This is a genomic window from Enterobacter sp. CPE_E1241, assembly GCF_045618265.1.
Taxonomy (GTDB): domain Bacteria; phylum Pseudomonadota; class Gammaproteobacteria; order Enterobacterales; family Enterobacteriaceae; genus Enterobacter; species Enterobacter adelaidei.
In genome coordinates this window covers 4,099,035-4,121,169 of sequence record NZ_JBIWYV010000001.1, presented here as the reverse complement: position 1 = coordinate 4,121,169, position 22,135 = coordinate 4,099,035, and the positions used below count along the sequence as shown (strand labels likewise).

Annotated in this window: 16 protein-coding genes; all 16 read left to right on the top strand. The window is 51.1% G+C overall.

Translation table 11 applies throughout. From position 1 onward, the window contains the following. Positions 1-4 precede the first annotated feature (4 nt). The 16 genes from ACJ9Y9_RS20175 to ACJ9Y9_RS20100 all read left to right on the top strand — a co-directional run bounded on the left by ACJ9Y9_RS20175 (position 5) and on the right by ACJ9Y9_RS20100 (position 22,126). Positions 5-2,362, top strand: a complete 2,358-nt coding sequence (locus tag ACJ9Y9_RS20175; RefSeq protein WP_028019680.1) for a type VI secretion system Vgr family protein — start codon at positions 5-7, stop codon at positions 2,360-2,362. A 15-nt stretch (positions 2,363-2,377) separates the two neighbouring features. Further along, positions 2,378-5,455: a glycoside hydrolase family protein gene (locus tag ACJ9Y9_RS20170; protein ID WP_028019681.1), complete on the top strand. Its 3,078-nt coding sequence runs from the start codon at positions 2,378-2,380 to the stop codon at positions 5,453-5,455. Positions 5,456-5,470: 15 nt separating this feature from the next. Next, positions 5,471-6,304: a hypothetical protein gene (locus ACJ9Y9_RS20165; protein ID WP_028019682.1), complete on the top strand. Its 834-nt coding sequence runs from the start codon at positions 5,471-5,473 to the stop codon at positions 6,302-6,304. Between the two features lie 76 nt (positions 6,305-6,380). After that, positions 6,381-7,229, top strand: coding sequence for a hypothetical protein (locus ACJ9Y9_RS20160; RefSeq protein ID WP_028019683.1), 849 nt, complete (start codon positions 6,381-6,383; stop codon positions 7,227-7,229). A 277-nt stretch (positions 7,230-7,506) separates the two neighbouring features. Then, complete coding sequence (locus ACJ9Y9_RS20155; RefSeq protein WP_028019684.1) at positions 7,507-8,184, top strand: hypothetical protein; 678 nt, start codon at positions 7,507-7,509, stop codon at positions 8,182-8,184. A gap of 183 nt (positions 8,185-8,367) precedes the next feature. Beyond that, positions 8,368-8,631, top strand: coding sequence for a PAAR domain-containing protein (locus tag ACJ9Y9_RS20150; RefSeq protein WP_032667052.1), 264 nt, complete (start codon positions 8,368-8,370; stop codon positions 8,629-8,631). Between the two features lie 2 nt (positions 8,632-8,633). After that, positions 8,634-9,833, top strand: coding sequence for a hypothetical protein (locus ACJ9Y9_RS20145; protein ID WP_028019685.1), 1,200 nt, complete (start codon positions 8,634-8,636; stop codon positions 9,831-9,833). 269 nt (positions 9,834-10,102) lie between these two features. Beyond that, complete coding sequence (locus tag ACJ9Y9_RS20140) at positions 10,103-13,210, top strand: ImcF-related family protein (RefSeq protein ID WP_395148007.1); 3,108 nt, start codon at positions 10,103-10,105, stop codon at positions 13,208-13,210. 1 nt (position 13,211) lies between these two features. Then, entirely contained in the window at positions 13,212-14,822 is a 1,611-nt protein-coding gene (gene tssA / locus ACJ9Y9_RS20135; protein ID WP_028019687.1) for a type VI secretion system protein TssA, read from the top strand. Between the two features lie 58 nt (positions 14,823-14,880). Next, a complete protein-coding gene (tssF, locus tag ACJ9Y9_RS20130) occupies positions 14,881-16,650 on the top strand; it encodes a type VI secretion system baseplate subunit TssF (protein WP_028019688.1) in 1,770 nt (589 codons plus the stop codon). After that, positions 16,614-17,696 (top strand): type VI secretion system baseplate subunit TssG, encoded by a 1,083-nt coding sequence (gene tssG, locus ACJ9Y9_RS20125; protein WP_028019689.1) that lies wholly within the window; start codon positions 16,614-16,616, stop codon positions 17,694-17,696. The genes tssF and tssG overlap by 37 nt, the downstream gene beginning before the upstream one ends. 31 nt (positions 17,697-17,727) lie before the next feature. Beyond that, a complete protein-coding gene (tssJ, locus tag ACJ9Y9_RS20120; RefSeq protein WP_028019690.1) occupies positions 17,728-18,252 on the top strand; it encodes a type VI secretion system lipoprotein TssJ in 525 nt (174 codons plus the stop codon). Between the two features lie 11 nt (positions 18,253-18,263). Beyond that, on the top strand, positions 18,264-20,582 hold the full coding sequence (locus ACJ9Y9_RS20115; protein ID WP_033830143.1) for a type VI secretion system Vgr family protein: 2,319 nt from the start codon (positions 18,264-18,266) through the stop codon (positions 20,580-20,582). Next, positions 20,582-21,097 carry a DUF4123 domain-containing protein gene (locus ACJ9Y9_RS20110; protein WP_072032723.1) on the top strand — a complete coding sequence of 172 codons (516 nt, stop codon included), beginning with the start codon at positions 20,582-20,584 and terminating at the stop codon, positions 21,095-21,097. Before ACJ9Y9_RS20115 ends, ACJ9Y9_RS20110 begins: the two co-directional genes overlap by 1 nt. Beyond that, complete coding sequence (locus ACJ9Y9_RS20105) at positions 21,051-21,464, top strand: hypothetical protein (RefSeq protein WP_028018557.1); 414 nt, start codon at positions 21,051-21,053, stop codon at positions 21,462-21,464. Before ACJ9Y9_RS20110 ends, ACJ9Y9_RS20105 begins: the two co-directional genes overlap by 47 nt. Continuing rightward, positions 21,461-22,126 (top strand): restriction endonuclease fold toxin 5 domain-containing protein, encoded by a 666-nt coding sequence (locus ACJ9Y9_RS20100; RefSeq protein ID WP_050482935.1) that lies wholly within the window; start codon positions 21,461-21,463, stop codon positions 22,124-22,126. Before ACJ9Y9_RS20105 ends, ACJ9Y9_RS20100 begins: the two co-directional genes overlap by 4 nt. Positions 22,127-22,135 lie beyond the last annotated feature (9 nt).

Below are 22,135 nucleotides of genomic sequence, written 5' to 3'. Positions count from 1 at the left end.
CGCCATGAATGATTCAGTGATTACCCTGGCAAAGGAAAAAATCGACGAACTTCTGGGGATGTCCCGCTACAAGCTGAACGTTCACGAGTGCCCGCACTTTCTGGATGTCTTCAATTTCAAAGCGGAGGAGAAGCTCAGCGAACCGTGGCACTACACCGTTAAGGTAACCTGTACCGCAGGCGATATTGCCAGCGACAGCATGTTACTTAAACCCGCCTCGTTCACGTTTCAGGTTCCGTTGTATAACGGTCTGCCTGCCACGCCTGTGCGTACCGTCTATGGCGTGGTTGAGACATTCCAGCGTCTTTCGACTTCGGCGGATGAAACTTACTACACGCTGAAAATCGTGCCGCGCATCGCGCTGTTACAGCACACAAAACGCAGCGAGATTTACCTCAATCAGTCCGTTGTGGAAGTCGTGGAGCAGATCCTGCGTTCCCACGGGCTGGAAGGGGCTGATTTCGAATTCCGTCTGTCGCAGGCTTATCCGGCACGCGAGCTGATCACCCAGTGGCGCGAAACCGACCTTGAGTTCGTGCAGCGCCTGCTGGCAGAAGTCGGGATTTTCTGGCGCTTTGAAATGGACGGCCGCCTTGAACAGGATGTGGTGATTTTCCAGGACAGCCAGGAGCAGTATCAGTTTGGCGTCACCCTGCCGCTGATCCAGCCGTCACGCACCAGTGATAACGGTCAGCTCAGCGTCTGGGATATCAAAACCGGGCATCTGGTGGTGTCTGAAAGCGTTGCCAACCGCGACTACAACTACCGCGAAGCGCTGACGCCGCAGGACAGTTCCGCGTCTGTCAGCACGGCGGATGGCATCACCACGGGGGAGGTATATCACTACGCCGAGCCTTTCCTGAGTGAAGGGGATACCGACACCCCGGAAAGCGGGGCGTATTATGCCCGTCTGCGTCATGAACGTATTCTGAATGCGCAGCAGGCGGTCACAGGGAAAACGACCAGCCCGGTGCTGGCACCGGGTGAAGTACTTGAGCCGCAGGGCTCACTGCCAGCCAGCCTGAAAGACGGTATCGTCATTACGGGTGTGCAGAGCAGCGGGTCGCGCAAAAAAAGTTTTCAGATGACCTTTACCGGGCTCCCTTACAGCGAAGCCGTGTGCTACCGCCCGCCGCTGCATAACCGCCCGGTGATCGCCGGAACGTTGCCCGCGCGTGTGGAAAGTACCGAGAAAGGCGATACCTATGCCTGGCTGGACAATCAGGGCCGCTACCGCACGAAGCTCGACTTTGACCGCAGCAGCAGTGAGCAGGGCTATGCCTATCTGTGGCTGCGTATGGCGAAGCCGTATGCCGGCGACAACTACGGTTTCCACGCACCATTGCTGGACGGTACCGAAGTCTCGGTGATGTTCGACGCGGGCGATCCCGATCGCCCGTATATCGCCCATGCCCAGCACGATTCTGAACATCCGGATCACGTCACCGACGATAACCACACGCGCAACGTTCTGCGAACGCCTGCAAACAACAAACTCCGCCTGGAAGACAAGCGCCAGGAAGAGCACATTAAGCTCGCGACGGAGTTTGGTAAAACTCAGCTCAATATCGGCCACCTGGTCGATGCCCGGCGTGAACAGCGCGGTACTGGCTTTGAACTGCGCACGGATGAATTTGGTGCCGTGCGTGCCGCCCGTGGTATTTATCTGACAGCGGATGCCCAGACCAAAGGCCAGGGGCAGGTGCTGGAGATGAACCCGGCAGTCAGTCAGATTACCCAGGCCAACAGCGAAATGCAGGCGCTGAACGGCGCAGCCGAACAGGCAAAAGCGCTGACCTGCGATATTCAGACGCAGACCAACCTGCACCAGAGCCGCCTGAAAGATTTACAGTCGGCTGTGGTGCTGGCCTCCGCCCCGCAGGGGGTGGCCCTGACCTCCGGCGAGCATCTGCAGCTGACCAGCGCAAAAAACACCATGGTCACCGCAGGCCAGCATGTCGATATCGGGGCCATGAAAAATGTCACGGTGAGCGCTGAGCAGTCTCTGGGGCTGTTTGCCCATAAGGCCGGGGCGAAGGTCATCGCCAACCTGGGCAACGTTGAAGTGCGTGCCCAGCACAGCACGCTGGAAATGAGCGCCGACCAGCAGTTCACGATCACCAGCAGCCAGGATGAAATCACCATCAGCACCCCGAAAACCCTGACGCTGAACGGCGGAGGGTCTTACCTCAAGCTGAGCGAAAGTGGGATTGAGCACGGGACTAACGGGGATTTCGTAACCAGAGCGTCAAATTATCTTGTGCCTGGGACGGGGAACACACTTCCCGTTGACACCCCTGACTTCAAAAAAACCGATATCAGTGTGACTGGAAAAAATTCAGCCAAGTGGGCCAGTGAATAGCAGGGAGGAAAAACGATGGCTTCAATACCAAAAATAAGCTTCCCGATACCTTCTAATGGACAAGGTAAGGTATTCGGAAATTCGGAAGAATTATTGAGTCTGCTGGATCGCGAGAGCACTGGTCTTTATCTTATTGGCAGCCAGGGAATGTGGCATGGCGGTATTCATATTACGGATGCCACTGCCCCGTGGTGCGCACTGACCGGAAGCAACCCTTCTGAGCTTGGCTATGTTAATCAGCCGTATGTCGGGGAACAGGCCGTAGGGTGTATGGCAGATGGCGAAATTGTTGCGTACCGCGTCTGTGAGGATTACGACTTCATTGCATGGCGCGGAGATAAGCTTTATTTCTCAACCTCATTTGTACTGGTTAGACATTACATTCAGCCAGGAGAAAATACGTCCGGCGGGCTGACATTCCATACGCTTTATATGAATCTGGCACCCGTCTCTGCTTACGGTCAGACAGATGCAAACCTCCGGGAGACAGCAAAAGGCCAGTCTTATTACACCTCCCCGGCGCAGGTGAATACGGGGACAGGGACGGGTTCGCTGCCTGCGGGAACTCAGGTGAAACTGAGTGACAAGGTAATGACCTCAACACATTCGGGGCACCATCACCGTCAGTTCTGTGAGGTGACGCTCGTCAATGATTCCGGCCCACTGTCGGCGGGTGAGAAAGTCTGGACAGTGTCAGACAGAGGCTGGTTAAAACCTCTTTCCGGCAAGGCTACACCTCCTTCCTGGTGGAAAAAATGTTCGCCAGCTTATCATGCAGGAACCGGTAATGAGCAGGGGTATAAAACCGGCACGGCACTGAAAGCCTACTTCAGCACGGAGGATGTCAGTACAGGAACAAAACGCTGCAAACTGCCGAAAGATTTTCCTGTCACCGTTGACCCTGGCAGCGCCTCATTTACCCGCTTAACTGATAATCGTATTTTCAGCCTTGTAACCCTGGACAGAGATAATGGGGAGCTGAAAAAAGGCGATCGGGTCTGGGTTGTTTCGGACAATGACAATCTGATAGCAGAAGGAGCCCGGTCACAGGGGGCGGCAAAATACGGCGAAGTCGTGGTCCCTGAAACGCCTGTGGCAATCAGCGCCGGAGACAGTATTGGTCATCTTGGCTTTTATGAATTGCCGGAAGAAAGTGGTAAGCGCTCGCGTTATCAGGTGCACATCGAATGCCTGAGCCCGGACAATAATCTCCCGGTCTTCCTGACCAACCCCGATAAAGCCGGGGAAGACAATCCTGCATACCTGAGCTATGCCGAAGGGGCCGCATTATTTATGCCGGATGCGTCGGGTAACATGGTGAGCACTGAGCGTAAGAGCCGTGCACCTGGCATATTGACCCGTTCAAGAGTCCCGGGCGTAGATGCTGATGGTAAGGCGCTGACGGATAATACCCAGGCAGCGTATTACCAGGTGAGGCCAGAAGGTGGCTGGATGGCTGCCAGCAGCGTGAAAAAAGTGGCGCAGTTTGACCTCGCTTCACTGGGGTTTGTTACCCTGGATAAAGCGCCAGAGAGCTTCGATCTGATAGACGGTATCCATCACCCTGATAACGTTGTAAAAGGGATCCTTGAACAGCTTTATCAGGCTGCCCAAAATGAAACGGACAGTAGCCGGGCGACGAACCAGTATAATTACAGCCGCCTTCTGAAGCAGATCGACACCAATAATGACGGGCAATACTCGGAAGAAGAGTATCTGCAGGCAGTGCACAACCCGTCTTATCGTGATCATCTCTACCGTATTATTGTCAGGCACCCCAGCGAATGGTATTACGGAAAGGACGATGTCTACTGGAAAACATATCTGGATACGCTAACCGCCGATCCGTCAATGGCCGTATGGAAAACCTATACGGAAAGCTTTATCGAGAAGATGAAGTGGATGAAACAGATCTCCGGGATGGCAGGTGAGCCGTGGCATATGCATCCGATTGCGTTTTTATCCGCAATATCTCAGAATAAGAGTAAGGACATCATTTTTCCTTTGAAAGTTAAACCTAAAAATGATATCGAAGGTGTTTGGAATAGATATTACTGGGCTGCATCATTAAGTGACAACAATGCATCTCAGGCAATCTTTGGACGAAATCGTTCTGGTGGTACCAGAAAGCATGCTGCGAGAGACTTGTATACTAATCCTTATGAGGCTGTCGTAGCTGTTTGTGACGGAAAAGTGCTTGGTTCAGGTTTTTTCTATGATGCAACAAATGAGGTTACCATTCTCCATGAAACTGTTAATGGACGAAAGTTTATAGTCAGGTATGGCGAGTTAGATCCATCGAGCATTAAGGTAAGTGTTGGGCAGAATATTAGTAAAGGGGATGTCATTGGCAATACTGGTAAGCTTATCAGTACCAGAACTGGGTTGCCAACAGTGAAAGTTGATGGCACAGTGGTATATATGCTTCATTTTGAAGTATATACAGGTGATGTTGCGTATAATATCAGAGCACCTTTGACTGATAGATCTATCCTACCTTTTTTAAGGCGTAAAGATCTAATTGACCCAATTAGTATATTGAATGAAGGGTATGATAATACCTTCGGAGAAGGAACTCACCAGTCTGAACCATCTGAACGTATGGATATATCTCAGCTTCGTACATCTGAAGCAGGAAAGGTATTTATAAAGTCATGGGAAGCATTGCGCCTAAGTGCCTATAACGACACAGAGGGTAATTGCACAATCGGATATGGACATTTAATTGAGACTCAACGATGTGAAAATATATCCTTACCTACAGAGTTTGAACGAGGGATTACTGCGTCTGATGCTGATAGATATTTTGATTTGGATTTGATTAGGTTCGAAAATGGTGTAAAGAGAGATGTTGGCGTGAAATTGTTCCAATATGAATTCGATGCACTCGTTAGCTTGCTATTTAACTGTGGCGAGTTTTTCTTTGCTGCAAATGGGGCTCCAAACTTATTGAGGCTTGTTAACTCTGAAAAATATGAAGAAGCAGCTAATGAATTTTTAGATATCACTAATGGTGGTGACCCTGGCCTTGCAAAAAGGAGAGTGTCAGAGAATAATATGTTTTTGAATGGTATCTATGACTCAGCACATTGATTGTAAGGATTAGTGATGATTAAAGTTTTATTTGTTGTTTTTTTAAGTGCCTTCTCCATTGTTGCAGAGGCTCAATCAAACAATGCTATAAATTCTGTGTCACCGGAACAACAAAAAATAGAATGGAAGCATTATATTATATCGACCCCGATTGATCCAAATGGGGTTTATATAACAAAAGACTCTATAGATAATGTGTTCAGAGGAAAAGAAATTATTATTGACAATAAAAGTGTCATTATTAGAAATGTTTGCGAATTTGAATATAATAAGTTAGAAAAAAAACCTTTGAATTATTGGCATGGCCAAAAAACTGTTGAATTATATAAAGAATTCTTTTCTAAATACAATTTAGATGTGAATGATGGGATTACTCTGTTTACTTCAAGGAATGGTGTATCTAGCTGTGACTATCCTTTTTCATATTTTATTAAAATTAATGATTCATTAGTAATGATTCTTAAAAACAGAGCTGTCATTTACACTCAAAATAATGCAGAGAATAAAGATACTAATATTAATTGTGTGCAGAAGCAGCAGACGATTGAACAGGTTTATGGCGATGGAACAATTGAAGAGTGTATGTATAAAAAAATGACATTGTTAGACGCTTATTCTAAATATAGGAATAGCCTGTCAGGAGAAGAAAGAAAAAATTTATCAGCTAGCTTGAATCTGAATCATGATTTTACTTCTCAATGTGATAATAATTGTGATGCCGTCTCTTATAAATGGAACAGTGCTAAAAAACTTATTGTCACCCAATCTTTTCCTGGGGGAGTGACGGAAATTTCTTTCAGCGAAGGTAGTAATGGATGTCTTGTCGTGACAAAAAATATTCCTGATTAATCCAGGTGTAGATAGCTGCAATAGAATGCATGAGATTTGACTATGAGTGTCTTATTAATATCGTGAGGGGAGGCGGATGTATAATAGAGCGAATCTGACTTTCTTATTGGTATCATTGCTATCAGGTATGGCACACTCAGATGACGATACAAAAGGAACTCAATGGGTGTTTGATAAGGTATCAGGAAATGATCTTTTTGGTAAGCATGATACCGATGTCATAAATCATCTTAATATGATCTACAGTAAGTCTATTTTGAGCATTGAGGATAAGAAGTTAATAATAACTAATGATTTCTTAGAAAACAAAAGCGTATGTTCAACTGATTATGTCAAGCTGAAGAGAAGTGCGATTTCATATTTTATGTCGACTAAGACATTGAATCTGTATAGCGCATTGTTCAAACATGAAAACCTTCAACTTCCGGAGAATGTTTATGAATTCACATCATTGTTTCCAGGCAAAGAGTGTCCAGCACCTTATGATGAAATCGTAAAGGCAGGGAATAACCTGTTTGTTACCGAACAGAACTATGTTTTGTTTTATAAGCATAGTGATGTAATTACACCTCAAAATAATGATTCACATTCAAAGAGTGATTGGAGGGAATATTGCCATAATGAAAACCCTAATCGACAATTTGATGGTACATCTAAGTATACTTGTAAGTTTAATAACTTAGATGTCAGTTCCGCTTATCAGATGTTTATTGGGTTTAATAAAGCCGTATCCGATAATTTAAAAAATAATCTATCCTCCAGCAATGATAGCTATAAAATCAACGATGGTTCTGTTGTCTATAAATGGATTAATAAAAACAAGCTAAGTATATCAGTTGTAATGGATTCCGAAACCACTAACTACTCTTTCGATAAAATCAGCACAGGAACTAAGTTAGATGTAGTAGTCGATACACAGTATTGATGATGCCTATGATGCTGTTATTAGGAATAACGGCTTTGACTATCCATAGGCTTCGAGTGATTGGATGGGTTCTGTATAAATGTAGCAAGTAGTATAAATAGGAAATAGGTGTTTTGTTAATTTTACTAATTGGTGATAATCAAAGGTCGTAAAAATTTAACTATAAATAATTATGTGGATATTATCAGTAATGCGTTGCAGGTGAAAATTATCCGGTTATAAAGGTATCGCGCTACCCTGCACCTAATGATATTCATTATTATAATGGCGGTGATTAATGAATATCCATAAAAGCTACTCTATAGCTATAGCGTCAATTTTTTTGTCAGTTGCAGTGCATGCGAGAAATGTCATTATTGCCAATGAAGTTAAAAATAATGACGGAAGTGTGTGGGTCGTAGAAAAAAACAATGATGGTTACAATGTAAAATATACTAATGCCCAAGGTAAAGAATATGATAACAATACAATTATTACATCCGACATAGAAGGAAGTAATTTGTTTCTGGATGCATTGTCTACCGATGCGGTGTCTTTATTAATGGACTATCCTAAGGATGCGTACATCTTCAAATTTTCATCTGGAGAAATCCCACGTTTACTTTCGGCTTGTAAAAGGATTACCTTGCCTTCTGCTGAACAACAGCAAGTTGTAGCTGTATTAACGCTCTGTTCTAAACAGAGCGTAACAGAAAAGGTGACCTTATCTAACGCGGATGCTGATAAGTTGCTTGCATCTGATAATTTAACTCTTGATGGTAGTGTTAAAACGTTAATCGGAAATGATAAGGCATTTTTATACGATGAAAATAAAAAACAAAAGCGAAATAAGCCCTATTTGATAAAAGGGGATGTTGTAGAAATACTTGATTACGAAAGCTCAATGTTAAAGATTAAATATAAGTCAAAAGCAAAAATTATTACCGCATGGATTAATTTTGTGGATATATTGTAGTTGTCAATTCTTTGCGAAAGATTATGCTTTTAATGTATGGCTAGTTAGTTAAGCTGATAAGTTGGTGAAGGAGTTTGCCGATGTTTAAGTAATGGGTTAAAGCGCCTTGACTGGATAAAACAGTGAGTTAATGACCTTTATTTCTTAAATAAAATCACAGATGCAATTTAGGGATATATAGCTATGTTAGCAATCGTTCGTATTGGTGATAAAACCACCCATGGTGGCGCAGTGTTAACAGGATCTGGGACGATGAAGTTTGGTGGGATTGGGGTTGCTCGTAAAGGGGATAAGGTTTCATGCCCAAAAGAGGGGCATGGGCCGACGACAATCATTGAGGGCAATCCAAACTATCTTGATCAGGGGGTTCCTGTTGCGTTCCATGGCCATAAATGTGGATGTGGCTGTACGCTGATCAGCTCATTTCCGGCGGGTAAGGTAGCATAAATATGCCGGTGTTTCTGGATGAAGTCCCTGCGGTAGTCCCTAAAGTCCATCGCCCTGATACACGAAAATGGTCAGGATTATTTGTATTTCTGCTGGTTGTTGGCTGTCTGCTGTCATTTTTATTTTGGACCGGCACGAAAGAGGGGCTTGTTTTCTGGTTTACCGCGCTGGGTGTTCCTTTCTGTTTGTGGGGGATCTTTTTTGGCCTGCGTCGCATTGCATACAAAACAGATCAGGTCTGGGCTGAGTCCTGGAATGCTAATCGCAATGCGCTATGGAATGAAGAGATTTTGCGGGGGCAACGTTCTGCATGGCTTATTGCTTCAGGTGTTATAACGCAGTCAGGAAGCAGAACAGATAAGATACTTTCTGCAATACAATCCTCTTCTCCAATTATTCAAGTACAAAAAACAAGAGAAGGGGCTCAGGTCCGACACTCGAAATTGTCGGGATTTGAAGAGCTGCAATCAACTAAGTTCAGCGAAGCCATAAAAACACTTATTACACAAATTGAGCCTGTACTCGCAAAAATCCCATCAGACATTATTTGTCGACTGATAGCTGACTTTAATACCCCGGGGATCCCTGATGCATTGCAAATCGCTTCAGAGATTATTCAGTCAGAGACCGGGCGTTCTTTCGTTTTACTCGATGGCAATGGGTTTGAAGCGCTCGACAACTGGCTCGATAATGCCTGGCGCAAACCATCACTGGTTTTGTCGCTCAGCGCGGAGATTCGTCAAGCCCCCGGAGAAGGTGAAGGCGAGGCAATAACGTTAGCATTAATGTTGAACCGAAAGCATCCTGGCATTCCTGAGGCCGTGCAATTACGCAGGCCTGAAAAATACAAAAATGATTCTCTGACAAAAACACTCTCACGGGCACTGATCTGGAGCCAATTATCACCTGAAGAGGTTAAGGGAAGTTGGGGGACTGGATTGAATTTCTCGCAGGGGGGAGAGTGGCATTCTGCGTGTGAAGAAAACAAATTATCTCTCAATATGGCTGAAGAACATAAAAACATAGACGATTTCATCGGTTATTGCGGTGTTTCTGCTCCCTGGCTTGCGGTGGCCATATCCTCACTTGTTGCCCGCTCAGGAGCGGCACAAATAATCGCTGTAGAAACTGATACAAATGACATCTGGATTGCCGGTGTTACACCCGGAGATAACACAGGGATACGACAGGACACATTGTGAAAGTAAAAACACTTATTGGGAGCATCGTACTCACCCTTATTTTTTTCATCGCCATTTTTGTGTATCTGTTCATGGCCTGGCCAGAAAAAATGGTGCACTGGACTGGGATCGGTCCGCTCGATAGCACCCAGTTACTGATATGGAGCCTGGTTTCAATCCTCATGATTGGACTTATTGGTTGGGTGGTTGAACGATTGTTTGAGCGTGCAGGAAAAACAGGTGTCAGGGCGGCTTTTGAGGAAAATAAGAGAAAGTCTGCCGAGTGTCAGATGCCTTTGATTCTCCAGGATCCAAGTGGGAAAGGTTTTTTCAATAGTGCAGAGCTCATCGATCACCTCCGCCTGCGCTACGGCCGCCGCTGGAAATTCAAAGTCCGCTTAGTGTTGGTGCAGGGCACAGATGATCATATCGAGAAAGTGGTACCGGGCCTTAAGCGTGACCACTGGCAGGAAAACGACGGCATTGTGCTGATCCATGCGGGCCAGGCAAAAGCCACGCCCGAACCTGAATTTGTTGATGTGCTGAATGAGGTTCGTCCTCAGCGCCCGTTGGATGGTATTGTGCAGGTGATGGACTGTGCCCAGCTTCCGGATGCTGCTGCGCTGGATACGCTCGTTCGCAGCCGCCAGAAAGGGGATTCGCTGTTTGGCTGGCAGGCTCCGGTCTGGCTGTGGTTTATCCGCGAGGAAGCCTGGAGCCAGGAAGGCGAGGGGGTTCCGGCGACTGGCTCATTGTTCGGACCGGGGGCTGCACCGGAAGCGGCGGTTGAATCACTGACCACGCTGTCTTCCCGTTTACGCGATGCGGGCATGCCCGTGCTGCTGAGTGATACCCGACACGACTGGCTGCTGCAACTCTCCGATCAGTTGCGCGGGCGTCTCAAACAGCAGTTAACGCCGCTGCTGACCAGCCTAATGACAGGCCCGGCACCTTATCGTCTGCGTGGGGTGATGTTCAGCCCTGCTCAGGTGGCGACCCCCACGCTGCCGAATGCACGTTTAAGTCCGCCAGCATGGCAGGCGCTGGAAGAAGATTGTCTCCAGGTTCACGCCCGTAAAATAGGCTTCCACTGGCCGCGAGTTCTGCGTTTGGTGTTGCTGGCGCTGGTTCTGCTGTGGGGCGCGGGAACGCTGCTTTCACTGGTGGTTAATCGGGCGCAGATTTATCAGGCGCAGGAAACGGCGCGTGTTGCTGCCGATACCCGCCAGCCGCTGACAGAACGTCTGCGCAACCAGCTGGTTCTGCAACAGGCCATCGCCCGTTTGCAGGACCGGGAAGCCCATGGCGCGCCATGGTACACAACGTTTGGCCTGAATCAGGACCGTGAAACGCTGAATTCACTCTGGCCCTTGTATGCCCGCAATAATCATGGGCTGATGCGTGATGCATTGGCCGATGAGCTCCGCCGCCAGCTGGACGCCTTTGTGCAACTGCCTCCTGCCAGTGATGCGCGTACTGCCGCCACCCAAAAAACCTATAACCTGCTCAAGGGCTACCTGATGCTGGGGCACCCCGATAAAGCGGATGGTCCCTGGCTGGCTGCAAACATGCTGAAAGTCTGGCCGACGCGTGCGGGCGTAACCGACAGCGCATGGCAAACCCAGGCTCCAAAACTGCTTGGCTTCTATGCCCAGAATCTGCCGTCTCATCCCGAGTGGGCAATCAAACCGGATGCCGAGCTGGTGGGGACTGTGCGTCAGATTTTGCTTAAGCAGATTGGTCAGCGTAATGCGGAGTCTGGTCTGTATCAGGAAATGCTGCAGCGCATCGCCCGTAACTGGCCGGATTTAACCCTGGCAGATATGACCAGTGATACCAATGCCTCAACGCTGTTCAGTACCGAAGAAGTGGTGCCGGGGATGTTCACCAGGCAGGCGTGGGAAGAGCAGGTTGAAACTGCTATTGATGAAGTGGTGAAAACTCGCCGCGCAGAAATCGACTGGGTGCTGACGGATAAGACTCATCAGGCTGGTAGCGATATCTCGCCGGAAGCGCTGAAGCAGCGCCTGACCGAGCGTTACTTTACCGATTTCGGTAATGCCTGGTTGAACCTGGCGAACAGCATTCAGTGGCACGAGGCGGAATCGCTGTCTGAAGCGATTGCCCAGCTCAACCTGCTGGCGGATGTGCGTCAGTCACCGCTGGTGGCGCTGATGAACACGCTAGCCTGGCAGGGGCAGACGGGAGCCAAGGGCGAAGCACTGGCGGATTCAATTGTCGATTCGGCGAAGAAGCTGGTGGGCCGTAAAAAGAACGCACAGCAGTTTATTGAACAGGCTCAGGGGCCAAAAGGTCCGCTGGACGGTGTGTTTGGCCCGCTCAATGGCCTGATGGTCGGGAAAGACGGCACGGGCAGTAACGGCAACCTGAGCTTCCAGTCCTGGCTGGCGCGTGTGACGCAGGTGCGCCTCAAGCTGCAACAGGTGACCAGTGCGCCGGATCCGCAGGCGATGGCTCAGATGCTGGCCCAGACCGTGTTCCAGGGTAAAGCGATTGACCTGACCGACACCCGCGATTACGGCAGCCTGGTGGCGGCCAGCTTTGGACAAGAGTGGAACGGTTTTGGCCAGGCGCTGTTTGTGCAGCCTCTTGAGCTGGCCTGGCGCCAAGTGCTGGCCCCGGCGGCAGGCAGCCTCAATGCCCGCTGGCAGAGCACTATCGTCTCGCAGTGGAATACGGCATTTGCCGGGCGCTATCCGTTTAAGGCTACGGGAAGTGATGCTTCACTTCCTCTTCTGGCGCAGTTCCTGCGTGGTGATTCCGGGCGTATCGCGGCATTCCTCAAAACGAACCTTGGCGGGATCCTGCATCAGGAAGGCAATCACTGGGTGGTCGATCCTTCCGCAAGTCAGGGGGTGACCGTCAACCCAGCATTCCTGGCGGCGATCAACCAACTGGCGGATATCTCCGATATTGTCTTTGCGCAGGGGGATGCAGGCGTGCATTTTGAACTGATGGCGCGTCCTTCACGAGATGTTGCACGTATCCAACTGGCGCTGGACGGGCAGAATCTGGATTACTTCAACCAGATGGAAAGCTGGCAGAGCTTCACCTGGCCGGGGAATACCTATTATCCAGGCGTCGACCTGAGCTGGCGCAGCAATACCGCAGGAATGCGTCTGTACGAACACAACCAGGGTAACTGGGGCTTTATCCGTCTGCTGGATAAAGCGCTGATCACCCCGCTCGACAGCAGCCGAACTCAGCTAGTGTGGATCACACAGGACGGCAATCCGCTGAAATTTATTATGCGCAGCGAGCTGGGCGATGGTCCGCTGGCGCTGCTGAAGCTACAGGGGTTCAGCCTGCCGGCATCGATTTTCTCGGTCAGCGCCGATGCTGTGAATAACACCTTTGCATCCACGGAGGGGGAATAAGATGGCAACTGCAAAAGCACTGCTGGCACTGTGCCTGCCTGATGACGCGCAGCAGTCCTCGCTGCTCGCCCGTCAACAGGGCAGCCTGGCTCAATGGGATAACTGGCTTAAGCCGTTAACGGACGGCGACGGGACAGGGGTAGACCCGGCCTATGACGACGATTTCCAACTAATGCGCGAGGAAATCAACAAGCTCTCTGGAACGGATTCAGAAAAACTGAATCAGCTGGCTGAAAAGATCCTCTGTTATACCGCCCGGGATTTAAGAGTTGTCACCTGGTATATCTTCGCCCGTCTGCAGTTGGAGGGGGAATCAGGGTTATGTGAAGGACTGCAGCTGCTGGCGGCAGTGCTGAGCCGCTACGGTGAGCAGTGTCATCCGCGTCGCCCGAATGCACGCAAGTCTGCGCTGGAGTGGCTGAACAGCACGAAGATACAGGACACGCTTTCTCTGTGGCCAGATGCTACCCGCGAACAGACCTCACAGACGGCAGCGGTTCTCTGCCTGCTGGAAACGCTGCTGGAACGCTGGCCGGAGAGCGATCGTCCTTCTCTCGACGGTTTATCCCGTGCGCTGGAAATCCGTCTGGCAGGCTCCGGTGGGCTGGATGGCTTAACGCCACAGGGCACCGGTACGGCAGAAAGTACACCTGTTTCAACCGTCAGGTCGTCAGCCCCGGATATTGTTGTGAAGTCAGAAGGTGAATTTTTCAGCCAGTCAAAGGTGCTCTCCCGCTGGCTGGCCGATCAGCAGGACGGCTGGCTGGCATCGCACCGGCTGATGAAAGCGGTTCGCTGGGATACGGTGGGTCAGATCCCGGCGCTGGATGCCAGCGGCCGCACGCGTCTTTCACCGCCAAAACCGGATTACCGCGCGCAGCTTAAAAGATTGTATCTACAGCAGAGCTGGACGGAGCTGGTGGAGCAGGCGAGTACGATGTTCTGTGAAGGCGGCAACCGTTTCTGGCTCGATTTGCAGTGGTACCTTTGGCAGGGGCTGACCCGCGCCGGACAGCCCTGGGATGGCTGGGCGGATTACATCCTCAGCGACCTGAAGCTGCTGCTGGGCCGCCTGCATGGCCTTGAGCAGCTCTCGTGGAGCGACGGCACGCCGTTTGCCGATGAAGTGACGCTGACCTGGATTGCCGAAAAAGTGAATGACGACATGCCGGGATTTGTTAATGAACCTGCCGCGGTTGCCGGAGGAGAGCAAACGGATGACATTCTCGCGCTGGAAGCGGAGGCGATGGAAAAGGGTGACAGCGATGGCCCGGAGGCGGCGCTTAGCTGGCTTCAGAGTCGTCCGGGTATGGAGTCCTCCCGCAACCGCTGGTTACTGCGTCTGCTCATGGCCCGCGTTGCAGAGCAGTTCGGGCGCAATGAAATGGCGCTCCAACTGCTTGGCGAACTCACCAGCAGCGCATCACAACTGACGCTCAATGACTGGGAACCTGCGCTGCTGTTTGAAGTGCAGGCCCGCCGCCTGAAATTACTTCGCCTCAAAGCAGGCCGCAGCGAAAGCGACAAAACCCGCCTCGCCCCTGAAATGGACGAGCTGTTGGCTGGCCTGATTGCCATTGACCCCGCCCGGGCAATGGTGCTGTGTGGCTGATAAGGCCACATCTGATTTCCACTTTTTTTGACTACCACAATACTCAGGAAACCCGTGCATGGATGATTTAACCCTGCGCTATTACGAAGCGGAGATGCGCTATCTGCGCGAAGCCGGTAAAGAATTTGCCCGCGCCCACCCCGATCGCGCTGCCATGCTCAATCTGGATAAAACCGGTGCCCGCGACCCGTACGTCGAGCGCCTGTTTGAAGGGTTTGCCTTCCTGATGGGGCGTCTGCGCGAAAAGCTCGACGATGACTTGCCGGAACTGACCGAAGGGCTGGTCAGCCTGCTCTGGCCACACTATATGCGCACCATTCCGTCACTCTCCGTAGTGGCCTTCGAGCCGGAATGGCAACAGCTGAAGCAGGCCGAAGTGCTGCCTGAAGGTTTTTCGGTACTGTCGCGTCCGGTCGGGCCGGACAAAACCGTTTGTCAGTACCGCACCACTCGCGACATCACCCTGCAACCCATTCATCTGGCTGATGCGCGTTTGCAGACCGAGCCTGACGGGCGCGCGGCGATTCGTCTGCGTTTTGAATGCAGCAGCAGAGTGGACTGGGCGAAAAGTGGCATTGATAAAGTCGCCCTTTATCTTGATGCCGAAAGCCCGGTAGCGTCGGCCCTGCATCTGGCGCTGACCCGCCGGGTGCATGCAATGTATGTCCGCCATGCGGCAACGCGCACTGAACGCATCTGCTTTGATGGCTGGTGCAAGCCGATGGGCTTTGAAGACAATGAGCGTCTGTGGCCGAAAGGCGACTCGGCATTCAGCGGCTATCAGCTGCTGCTGGAGTATTTCAGCTTCCGACAGAAGTTTATGTTCGTGGAGCTACGTGGGCTGGAGCTGACCGGGCTGAATCGGGACACTACCTGGTTTGAAATCGACATCGTGCTCAACGGCGGCTGGCAATCCGATATGCCGTTCGAAACTGAAAACTTCCGCCTGCACTGCTCACCGGTGATAAATCTTTTCACTCTGGAAGCGGATCCGCTGACCATCGATCCGCTGGAAAACGAATACCTGCTGCGCCCGATGCGCGTGCAGGACGGGCACACTGAAATCTACAGCGTCGATAACATTCACGGAGCGGTGAAAAACGGTAAGCACCCGTATGTACCGTTCACCAGCTTCCGTCATCGCGGCGGCATGATGCGTCACGATGCGCCGGAACGTTACTTCCACACGCGAGTGAAGCGCGGCCCGTCTGGTCTGTACGACACCTGGCTGATTCTCGGTGGGCGTTCGTTTGAAATTGAACAACTGGCAGATAAGCCAGAATCACTCTCCATGCGCATCACCGGCACCAACGGGCAGATGCCCCGTAAGGCGCTGGAAAGTACGCTGCTCGACCGGGTCGTGAAAGCAGGCAAGGTTCCGGTAAAGGTTCTGAACCTGATTGCGCCGAGCCTGCCGCTCTATCCGCCCGCGAATGACCGTTTCCACTGGCGGGTGATGAGCCATCTGGGCTCGAGTTTCTTAAGCATGATGGATAACCCGGAAGTGCTGCGCGGTACGCTGGCTCTGTACGACTGGACCGACGACGAGATGAACCGCCGCCGCCTGGAAGCCATCGTGGCGGTGAAACACACGCTGGTACGCCGCTTTGAGCATGGCTACATGCTGCGCGGTGTGGAGATTGAAGTCACCCTTAATGCCGACAACTTTGCCGGAGAGGGCGATGTGAATCTCTTTGGCGAAATGCTGCATCGCTTCTTTGCGCTGTATGCCGATGTACACCTCTTCAATCAGCTCACGCTGGTACTGCAACCGACAGGGAAACGACTGAGATGGACAGAGAATCACAGCCAGCACGTACCGGGCTGACAGAGCAGATTGGCAAGGACATCTGGCGGGTTAACTTTTACCGTTACTGCCAGTTGCTGGAACAGGAAAATCCTGACGCACCCCTGCTGGGTACCGCTGAAAAGCCAACCGCCGATCCGGTGCGCTTCCGTCCCTGGCCGGGGATGGGTTTTCCGGCCAGTGAACTGCGAACCGTTGAAACCGACGAAGACCACCCGGAACTGCCGCCCACGGTGCGCACCACGTTCCTCGGGATGTATGGCGTAGATTCACCCCTGCCGACGGCGTATCTGGACGACATTGCCCAGCGCCGCGAGGGGTATGAAGCGACCACGGCGTTTCTAGATATCTTCAGCCACCGAATTACCACTCAGTATTACCGTATCTGGCGTAAATACGCTTACCCGGCGACATTTGAAATGGGGGGGACCGACGACACCTCACAGTGCCTTTTAGGGCTGGTGGGCCTCGGGATCCCCGGCACGGCGGAACACGTTGCCACACCCGTTTCTCGCTTTCTGGCCTTGCTCGGTGCGATGCGCCTGCCGACCCGTAACGCCGAGGGCATTCGACAGCTCGTAGGGCTACTGGCCCCGGAGACTACCGCGACCATCATCAGCCCGGACCCGGTGAAAGTGCAGGTGGCACAGCGCAGCGGCCTGGGGAAAGGAAACCGGATTGCCCTGTCACAGCGCACCACGCTTGGCAAAACCGGGAAAGAAGCCTGTAGTCGGATCCTGCTGATACTTTCGACCAATAATCCTGAAGAGGCCGAAGGCTGGCTGCCCGGTGGTCAACTGCATACAGATTTGCTGGTGCTGCTGCGTGTGTATCTCGGCTATCGCTCGGATGTACGCCTGCGTTTGACGGTTCCGGTGAGTGTGTTACCTGATCCTCGTCTTGGGCAAAAACGCCGTATTCAACTGGGCCGTACCGGCATTCTGGGGCTAAAAGGCGGAACTCTCAGTACTGGCCGCAGCCACCTTACCGTCAGCCTGGGCTGTTATGAAGGGCTGGACTGCAAACCGCTACTTCCTGCCCAGGATGGCGGTTACCGCTTTGATTAATTCTGCTGTTTATTCTGAAAGGAACCTCTGAATGACATCCGTTCCCCTGCGACAGATTGCTCTGCTCGCGCTCTGCGGTTTGCTGGCCGGTTGCGGCCTGACCCAGACTGTTTCCGATGGTGCGGTCAGCATGACCAAAGCCATCTTCTACAAAAAGATTAAGGTGCTTCATCTCGACTTTGAACCGCGCTCTGCCGCCAATGCTGATGAAGCGCAGACGCCGCTGGCGACCATGGTACGCGTCTATCAGCTTAAAGACCGTCAGAAGGTGGATGCCGCCGATTACCAGAAGCTGTTGCGTGATGCCGACACCGTGCTGAAAGAAGACATCGTGGCGAGTAAATCCCTGCTGGTGATGCCTAAAGGCAGCGTGATGCTCAATATGCCGATGGATGAAGAGGCGCAGTACGTCGCGGTTATTGGATTGTTCAACCGCCCGGATATGAAAAATAATACCTGGCGGCTGGTGTTAAGCCGCGACGATCTTGACCCGGACAAGCCACGCACCATCGAGCTTGGCAATGGCTTCCTGACGCTGGTGCCTGTTAAGGAGTGACAACAATGGCGATGGATAACTGGCTGGCGCTGTTCGACGGACAGACCCGCTACACGCTGGAGATAAACGACAGCCGGGTCAAACCGGATGTGCTGAACTTCCACGGACGCGAAGCGCTGAGCGCCCCGTCTGAATGGCGCATTGCGTTCACCTCGCTGCAGAGCGATGTGGCAGCAGAGGATGTACTGCTGAAGTACGCCACGCTGCGCATGCTCAGCGGACGGGAAGTGCATGGCGTGATTACGGGCTTTGAGTGGCTGGGTACGACCGACGACCAGACGCACTACAGCGTGACGATATCTTCACGCCTGGCACTGCTCTCGCATACCCGCCGCTGTGCGGTATACCAGAACCTCTCCGTGCCGGAGCTGGTGGAGCAGGTGCTGCGTGCGCACGGTCTGGAAGGGGCTGACTTTGAGTTTCGCCTGGAGAAGAGCTATCCGCAGCGCGAGCTCATTACCCAGTGGCGGGAAACCGACCTGCAGTTTATCCAGCGCATTCTTTCTGAAGTCGGCATCTGGTTCCGTACCGGCGTCAACGATGTCACCGGGCTGGATACGGTGACCTTTGCCGACAGCCAGCAGTTCTACCAGTTTGGCGAACATCTGCCTTATCAGGAGCCGTCTGCGCTGTATGACGGTGCCGCTGAATCCGTATGGGGGCTGCGCACCTGGCACAACACCGTGACCGGGCTGGTCCGCACCCGCGATTACAACTACCGCACGGCGACCACGCCGATGGACTCCGCCGTAACCGTCCGGAACAGCGCCACGACGACCGGGGAACATTACCGCTATGCGGCACCTTTCCTGGAAGCCGGTGATGACGGTACCTCTGAGCCAGAAGTCGAAAGCGGGGCGTTTTACGCCTGTATCCACCATGAGCGTGAGCTGAATAAATCGGTCCGGCTGCACCTGTTCAGCAACGCCGCCGGGCTGATGCCGGGCATGGTGCTGGAAGCCGACGGCAGCAATCTCAGTGACCTGAAAGAAGGTGTGCTGATAACCCTCACCACATACAGCGCTGCACGCGACAGCCGCCTGCATGTGTCTGTGTGGGGCATACCCTACAGCGAACAGTTCTGCTTCCGTCCGGTGGAAAAACCGCGTCCGAAAATGAACGGCACGCTCACGGCACGTGTTGAGAGCCGCGAGAAGAATGACACCTACGCCCATCTTGATAATCAGGGTCGCTACCGGGTGAAAATGGACTTCAGCCGTGAAGACGCAGAGCCGGGTTATCACTATCTGTGGATACGCCAGGCGAAGCCGTACGCTGGTGATACTTACGGCTGGCACACGCCGCTGACTGACGGCACGGAAGTGGGCATCGCCTGGGACGACGGCGATATCGACCGCCCGTATATCGCCCATGCGTTCCACGATTCAGAACACCAGGACATCGTCACCCGCGACAACCGCAGTCAGAACATCCTGCGCACGGCGGCACAGAACGAACTGCGGATGGAAGACCAGCGCGGGCAGGAGCATATCGCGCTGACCACGCCATTCGGTGCCACGCAGCTTAATCAGGGCCATATCGTTGATGAGCAGAACAAACAGCGGGGCGCAGGCTTTGAGCTGCGCACCGATGAACACGGCGTTATTCGCGTGGCAAAAGGCCTGTTTATCACCGCCGACGGGCAAACCAAAGCTGCGGGTGAAGTGCTGGACATGGACGCGGCGCTGAAAGAAATCGACATCTGCCAGCAGCAGCTGAAAGCCCTGGCCGCAGCAGCAGCCCAGGCGCAGGCACTGGAAGCCGATATCGCGAGTCAGAAAGCGATGTTCGACCAGCGCCTGAAACCGCTGAATGAAATGATCCACTTCCACGGCCCGCAAGGGGTGGCGTTTACCAGCGGCGAGCATATGCAGATGACCGCCAGCCAGAACGTGGTGATGAATGCGGGTGGGGATTTCAGCAGCGGCTCAATGGGAAATACTGCGATTCTTGCCGGGGAAGGCGTCGGCCTGTTTGCAAGAACAGGCTCGCTGACCCTGAACGCCAGCGAAGGCCCGGTACAAATCCAGGCACAGAACGGCGAGATGCACATCTCCGCAGAGCAGAAGCTGAGCCTGATATCGGCGAGCGACATGCTGTTTGCCGGCAAGAAGAAGGTGACGCTGATTGGTGGCGGCAGCTACCTGAAAATCGAAGGCGGGAAGATAGAGTACGGGACCAGTACGACGTATACGCGCAAGATTAAGCGGTCGGTGACGACGGGGCCCGCAGCCATACCTTTCCAGGCTGTAGCAGGGAGTGGTATTTGCCTGAGTTGCCTGATGAAAGCAGCGATGAATGGCAATGCATTTGTCGTTCGGGGGGATTGATGAGCAAATCATATGATTACATCATGCGTGAATTATTATGTCATCCAGAGTGTTCTTTATATGCTCTTGTAGATGGATTACAGTTTGAGCGCCATTTTGGATATGAAATCGAATCTGAAATTGCTATTACATATCCACTCTTTGATCTTTACCCCGATTCTAAGCTGGCTTTTGCTGGACCATGGCTAATCAGATTAAACCGTTCTGAATTTTATCGGGGAAGACTGAAAGAACTCGATATGAAGTATCCTGCTCTCTCATGGTTACTTTCCCCATTGTCCCCTGAAGGTTTGCTTCAAAAGTTTAAAGAATTTCTCACTATTGAACTTCCCAATGGAAAAAGTGCTTTGTTCAGATTTTATGATCCCAGGGTGTTAGAGCATTTAAGTGTCTGGCTTGAACTCCCTGAACGCTCTCGATTAATTCAGGGGGTGAAACAGTGGGTTTTAACATCAAGGGGGGAAGTTCTTGATCTTAGAACTGAACTTGATGAACGCAATTTTGGTAAAAGATGAAAGAGACGAACTGATGGTAATTAAATTGACGCAGGAAAAATTGGATCTATTAAGTCAGACTGAAAATGCAATGTATTTAAATGGTTTGTATAAACTAATCGTCACTCATTCTCCCGCTTTAAGAGAAGATCCTGAACTGCTACAGCGATTAAAGGATGCAGACGATTTTGTGAAGACCTATAGATTTAATGATAAAAAAGTAATGACTGATTTTTTAATCACCAGTGCATATGAACCATATTTCTATAAACACTATGCAGTCAGCCAATGGTTATTGAAGGGTTCTGAATCTGTTGAATGTGAATATATTAAATATCAACAAATTAAAGAACATCTGATGGGGCGAGTTGCTGGAGGAGCGCTATGAGTGAAATGGGAGAGACTCTTCCTATACCAGCCGGAAGGACAGGAACATTTCCTCGTGTCCGGGGAGGGCGTCTCGGTGGAATAATTAGTCTTATACAAAATTTGGATGAGGCCCGAGAGGCTTATCTCGCCAGGATGGCTGAGATGGAGAAAGTCAAAGCTGAAGCTCAGACACTCACGAAGGAATTAAGTGAGGAAGGCTGTGATCAATGTATCTATACTCAAGGTATGGTTACTTTACAAAATATAGAAGGGTGGTCAGATATCAGCGTCGCGTATCAGTTTTATATTTGTCAGTTTCCGATTCACTTCCAGGTTATGAAAATAATGGAGTGGACCTACGGCGTTGCATTTGATGGATTTGTGCCAAAACAGTGTCTTCTGAAAGAAACTAAAGCTAATTATGACCAATTCTTTGCTAAAGATGGTTTATTGAAATTTTTCATGTCCATAAAATATGGCGATGAAGGTCTTTTCCTTGAACAAGCGCAAAGACAAAACGCTGCGGCTAAAAAAGGAATTCCTCCAGGAAGATTAGAATGGTACTTTATGCAGCCAATAAGTGCCAACTATGCACGAACTCAATTTTTAGAACAAAAATTCACAATTCAAGTAATACACAAGCCTATGCCAGTTGAATATATCAAGACTGTTTTTCCATAATAAATGAGA

Excerpts from the sequence above, each read along its gene's own strand:
- ACJ9Y9_RS20175 (WP_028019680.1), top strand. The coding sequence starts at position 5 with ATGAATGATTCAGTGATTACCCTGGCAAAGGAAAAAATCGACGAACTT.
- ACJ9Y9_RS20150 (WP_032667052.1), top strand. The coding sequence starts at position 8,368 with ATGTTAGCAATCGTTCGTATTGGTGATAAAACCACCCATGGTGGCGCA.
- ACJ9Y9_RS20165 (WP_028019682.1), top strand. The coding sequence starts at position 5,471 with ATGATTAAAGTTTTATTTGTTGTTTTTTTAAGTGCCTTCTCCATTGTT.
- ACJ9Y9_RS20100 (WP_050482935.1), top strand. The coding sequence starts at position 21,461 with ATGAGTGAAATGGGAGAGACTCTTCCTATACCAGCCGGAAGGACAGGA.
- tssA (WP_028019687.1), top strand. The coding sequence starts at position 13,212 with ATGGCAACTGCAAAAGCACTGCTGGCACTGTGCCTGCCTGATGACGCG.
- ACJ9Y9_RS20110 (WP_072032723.1), top strand. The coding sequence starts at position 20,582 with ATGAGCAAATCATATGATTACATCATGCGTGAATTATTATGTCATCCA.
- ACJ9Y9_RS20160 (WP_028019683.1), top strand. The coding sequence starts at position 6,381 with ATGTATAATAGAGCGAATCTGACTTTCTTATTGGTATCATTGCTATCA.
- tssG (WP_028019689.1), top strand. The coding sequence starts at position 16,614 with ATGGACAGAGAATCACAGCCAGCACGTACCGGGCTGACAGAGCAGATT.
- ACJ9Y9_RS20115 (WP_033830143.1), top strand. The coding sequence starts at position 18,264 with ATGGATAACTGGCTGGCGCTGTTCGACGGACAGACCCGCTACACGCTG.
- tssJ (WP_028019690.1), top strand. The coding sequence starts at position 17,728 with ATGACATCCGTTCCCCTGCGACAGATTGCTCTGCTCGCGCTCTGCGGT.
- ACJ9Y9_RS20145 (WP_028019685.1), top strand. The coding sequence starts at position 8,634 with ATGCCGGTGTTTCTGGATGAAGTCCCTGCGGTAGTCCCTAAAGTCCAT.
- tssF (WP_028019688.1), top strand. The coding sequence starts at position 14,881 with ATGGATGATTTAACCCTGCGCTATTACGAAGCGGAGATGCGCTATCTG.
- ACJ9Y9_RS20170 (WP_028019681.1), top strand. The coding sequence starts at position 2,378 with ATGGCTTCAATACCAAAAATAAGCTTCCCGATACCTTCTAATGGACAA.
- ACJ9Y9_RS20140 (WP_395148007.1), top strand. The coding sequence starts at position 10,103 with ATGCCTTTGATTCTCCAGGATCCAAGTGGGAAAGGTTTTTTCAATAGT.
- ACJ9Y9_RS20155 (WP_028019684.1), top strand. The coding sequence starts at position 7,507 with ATGAATATCCATAAAAGCTACTCTATAGCTATAGCGTCAATTTTTTTG.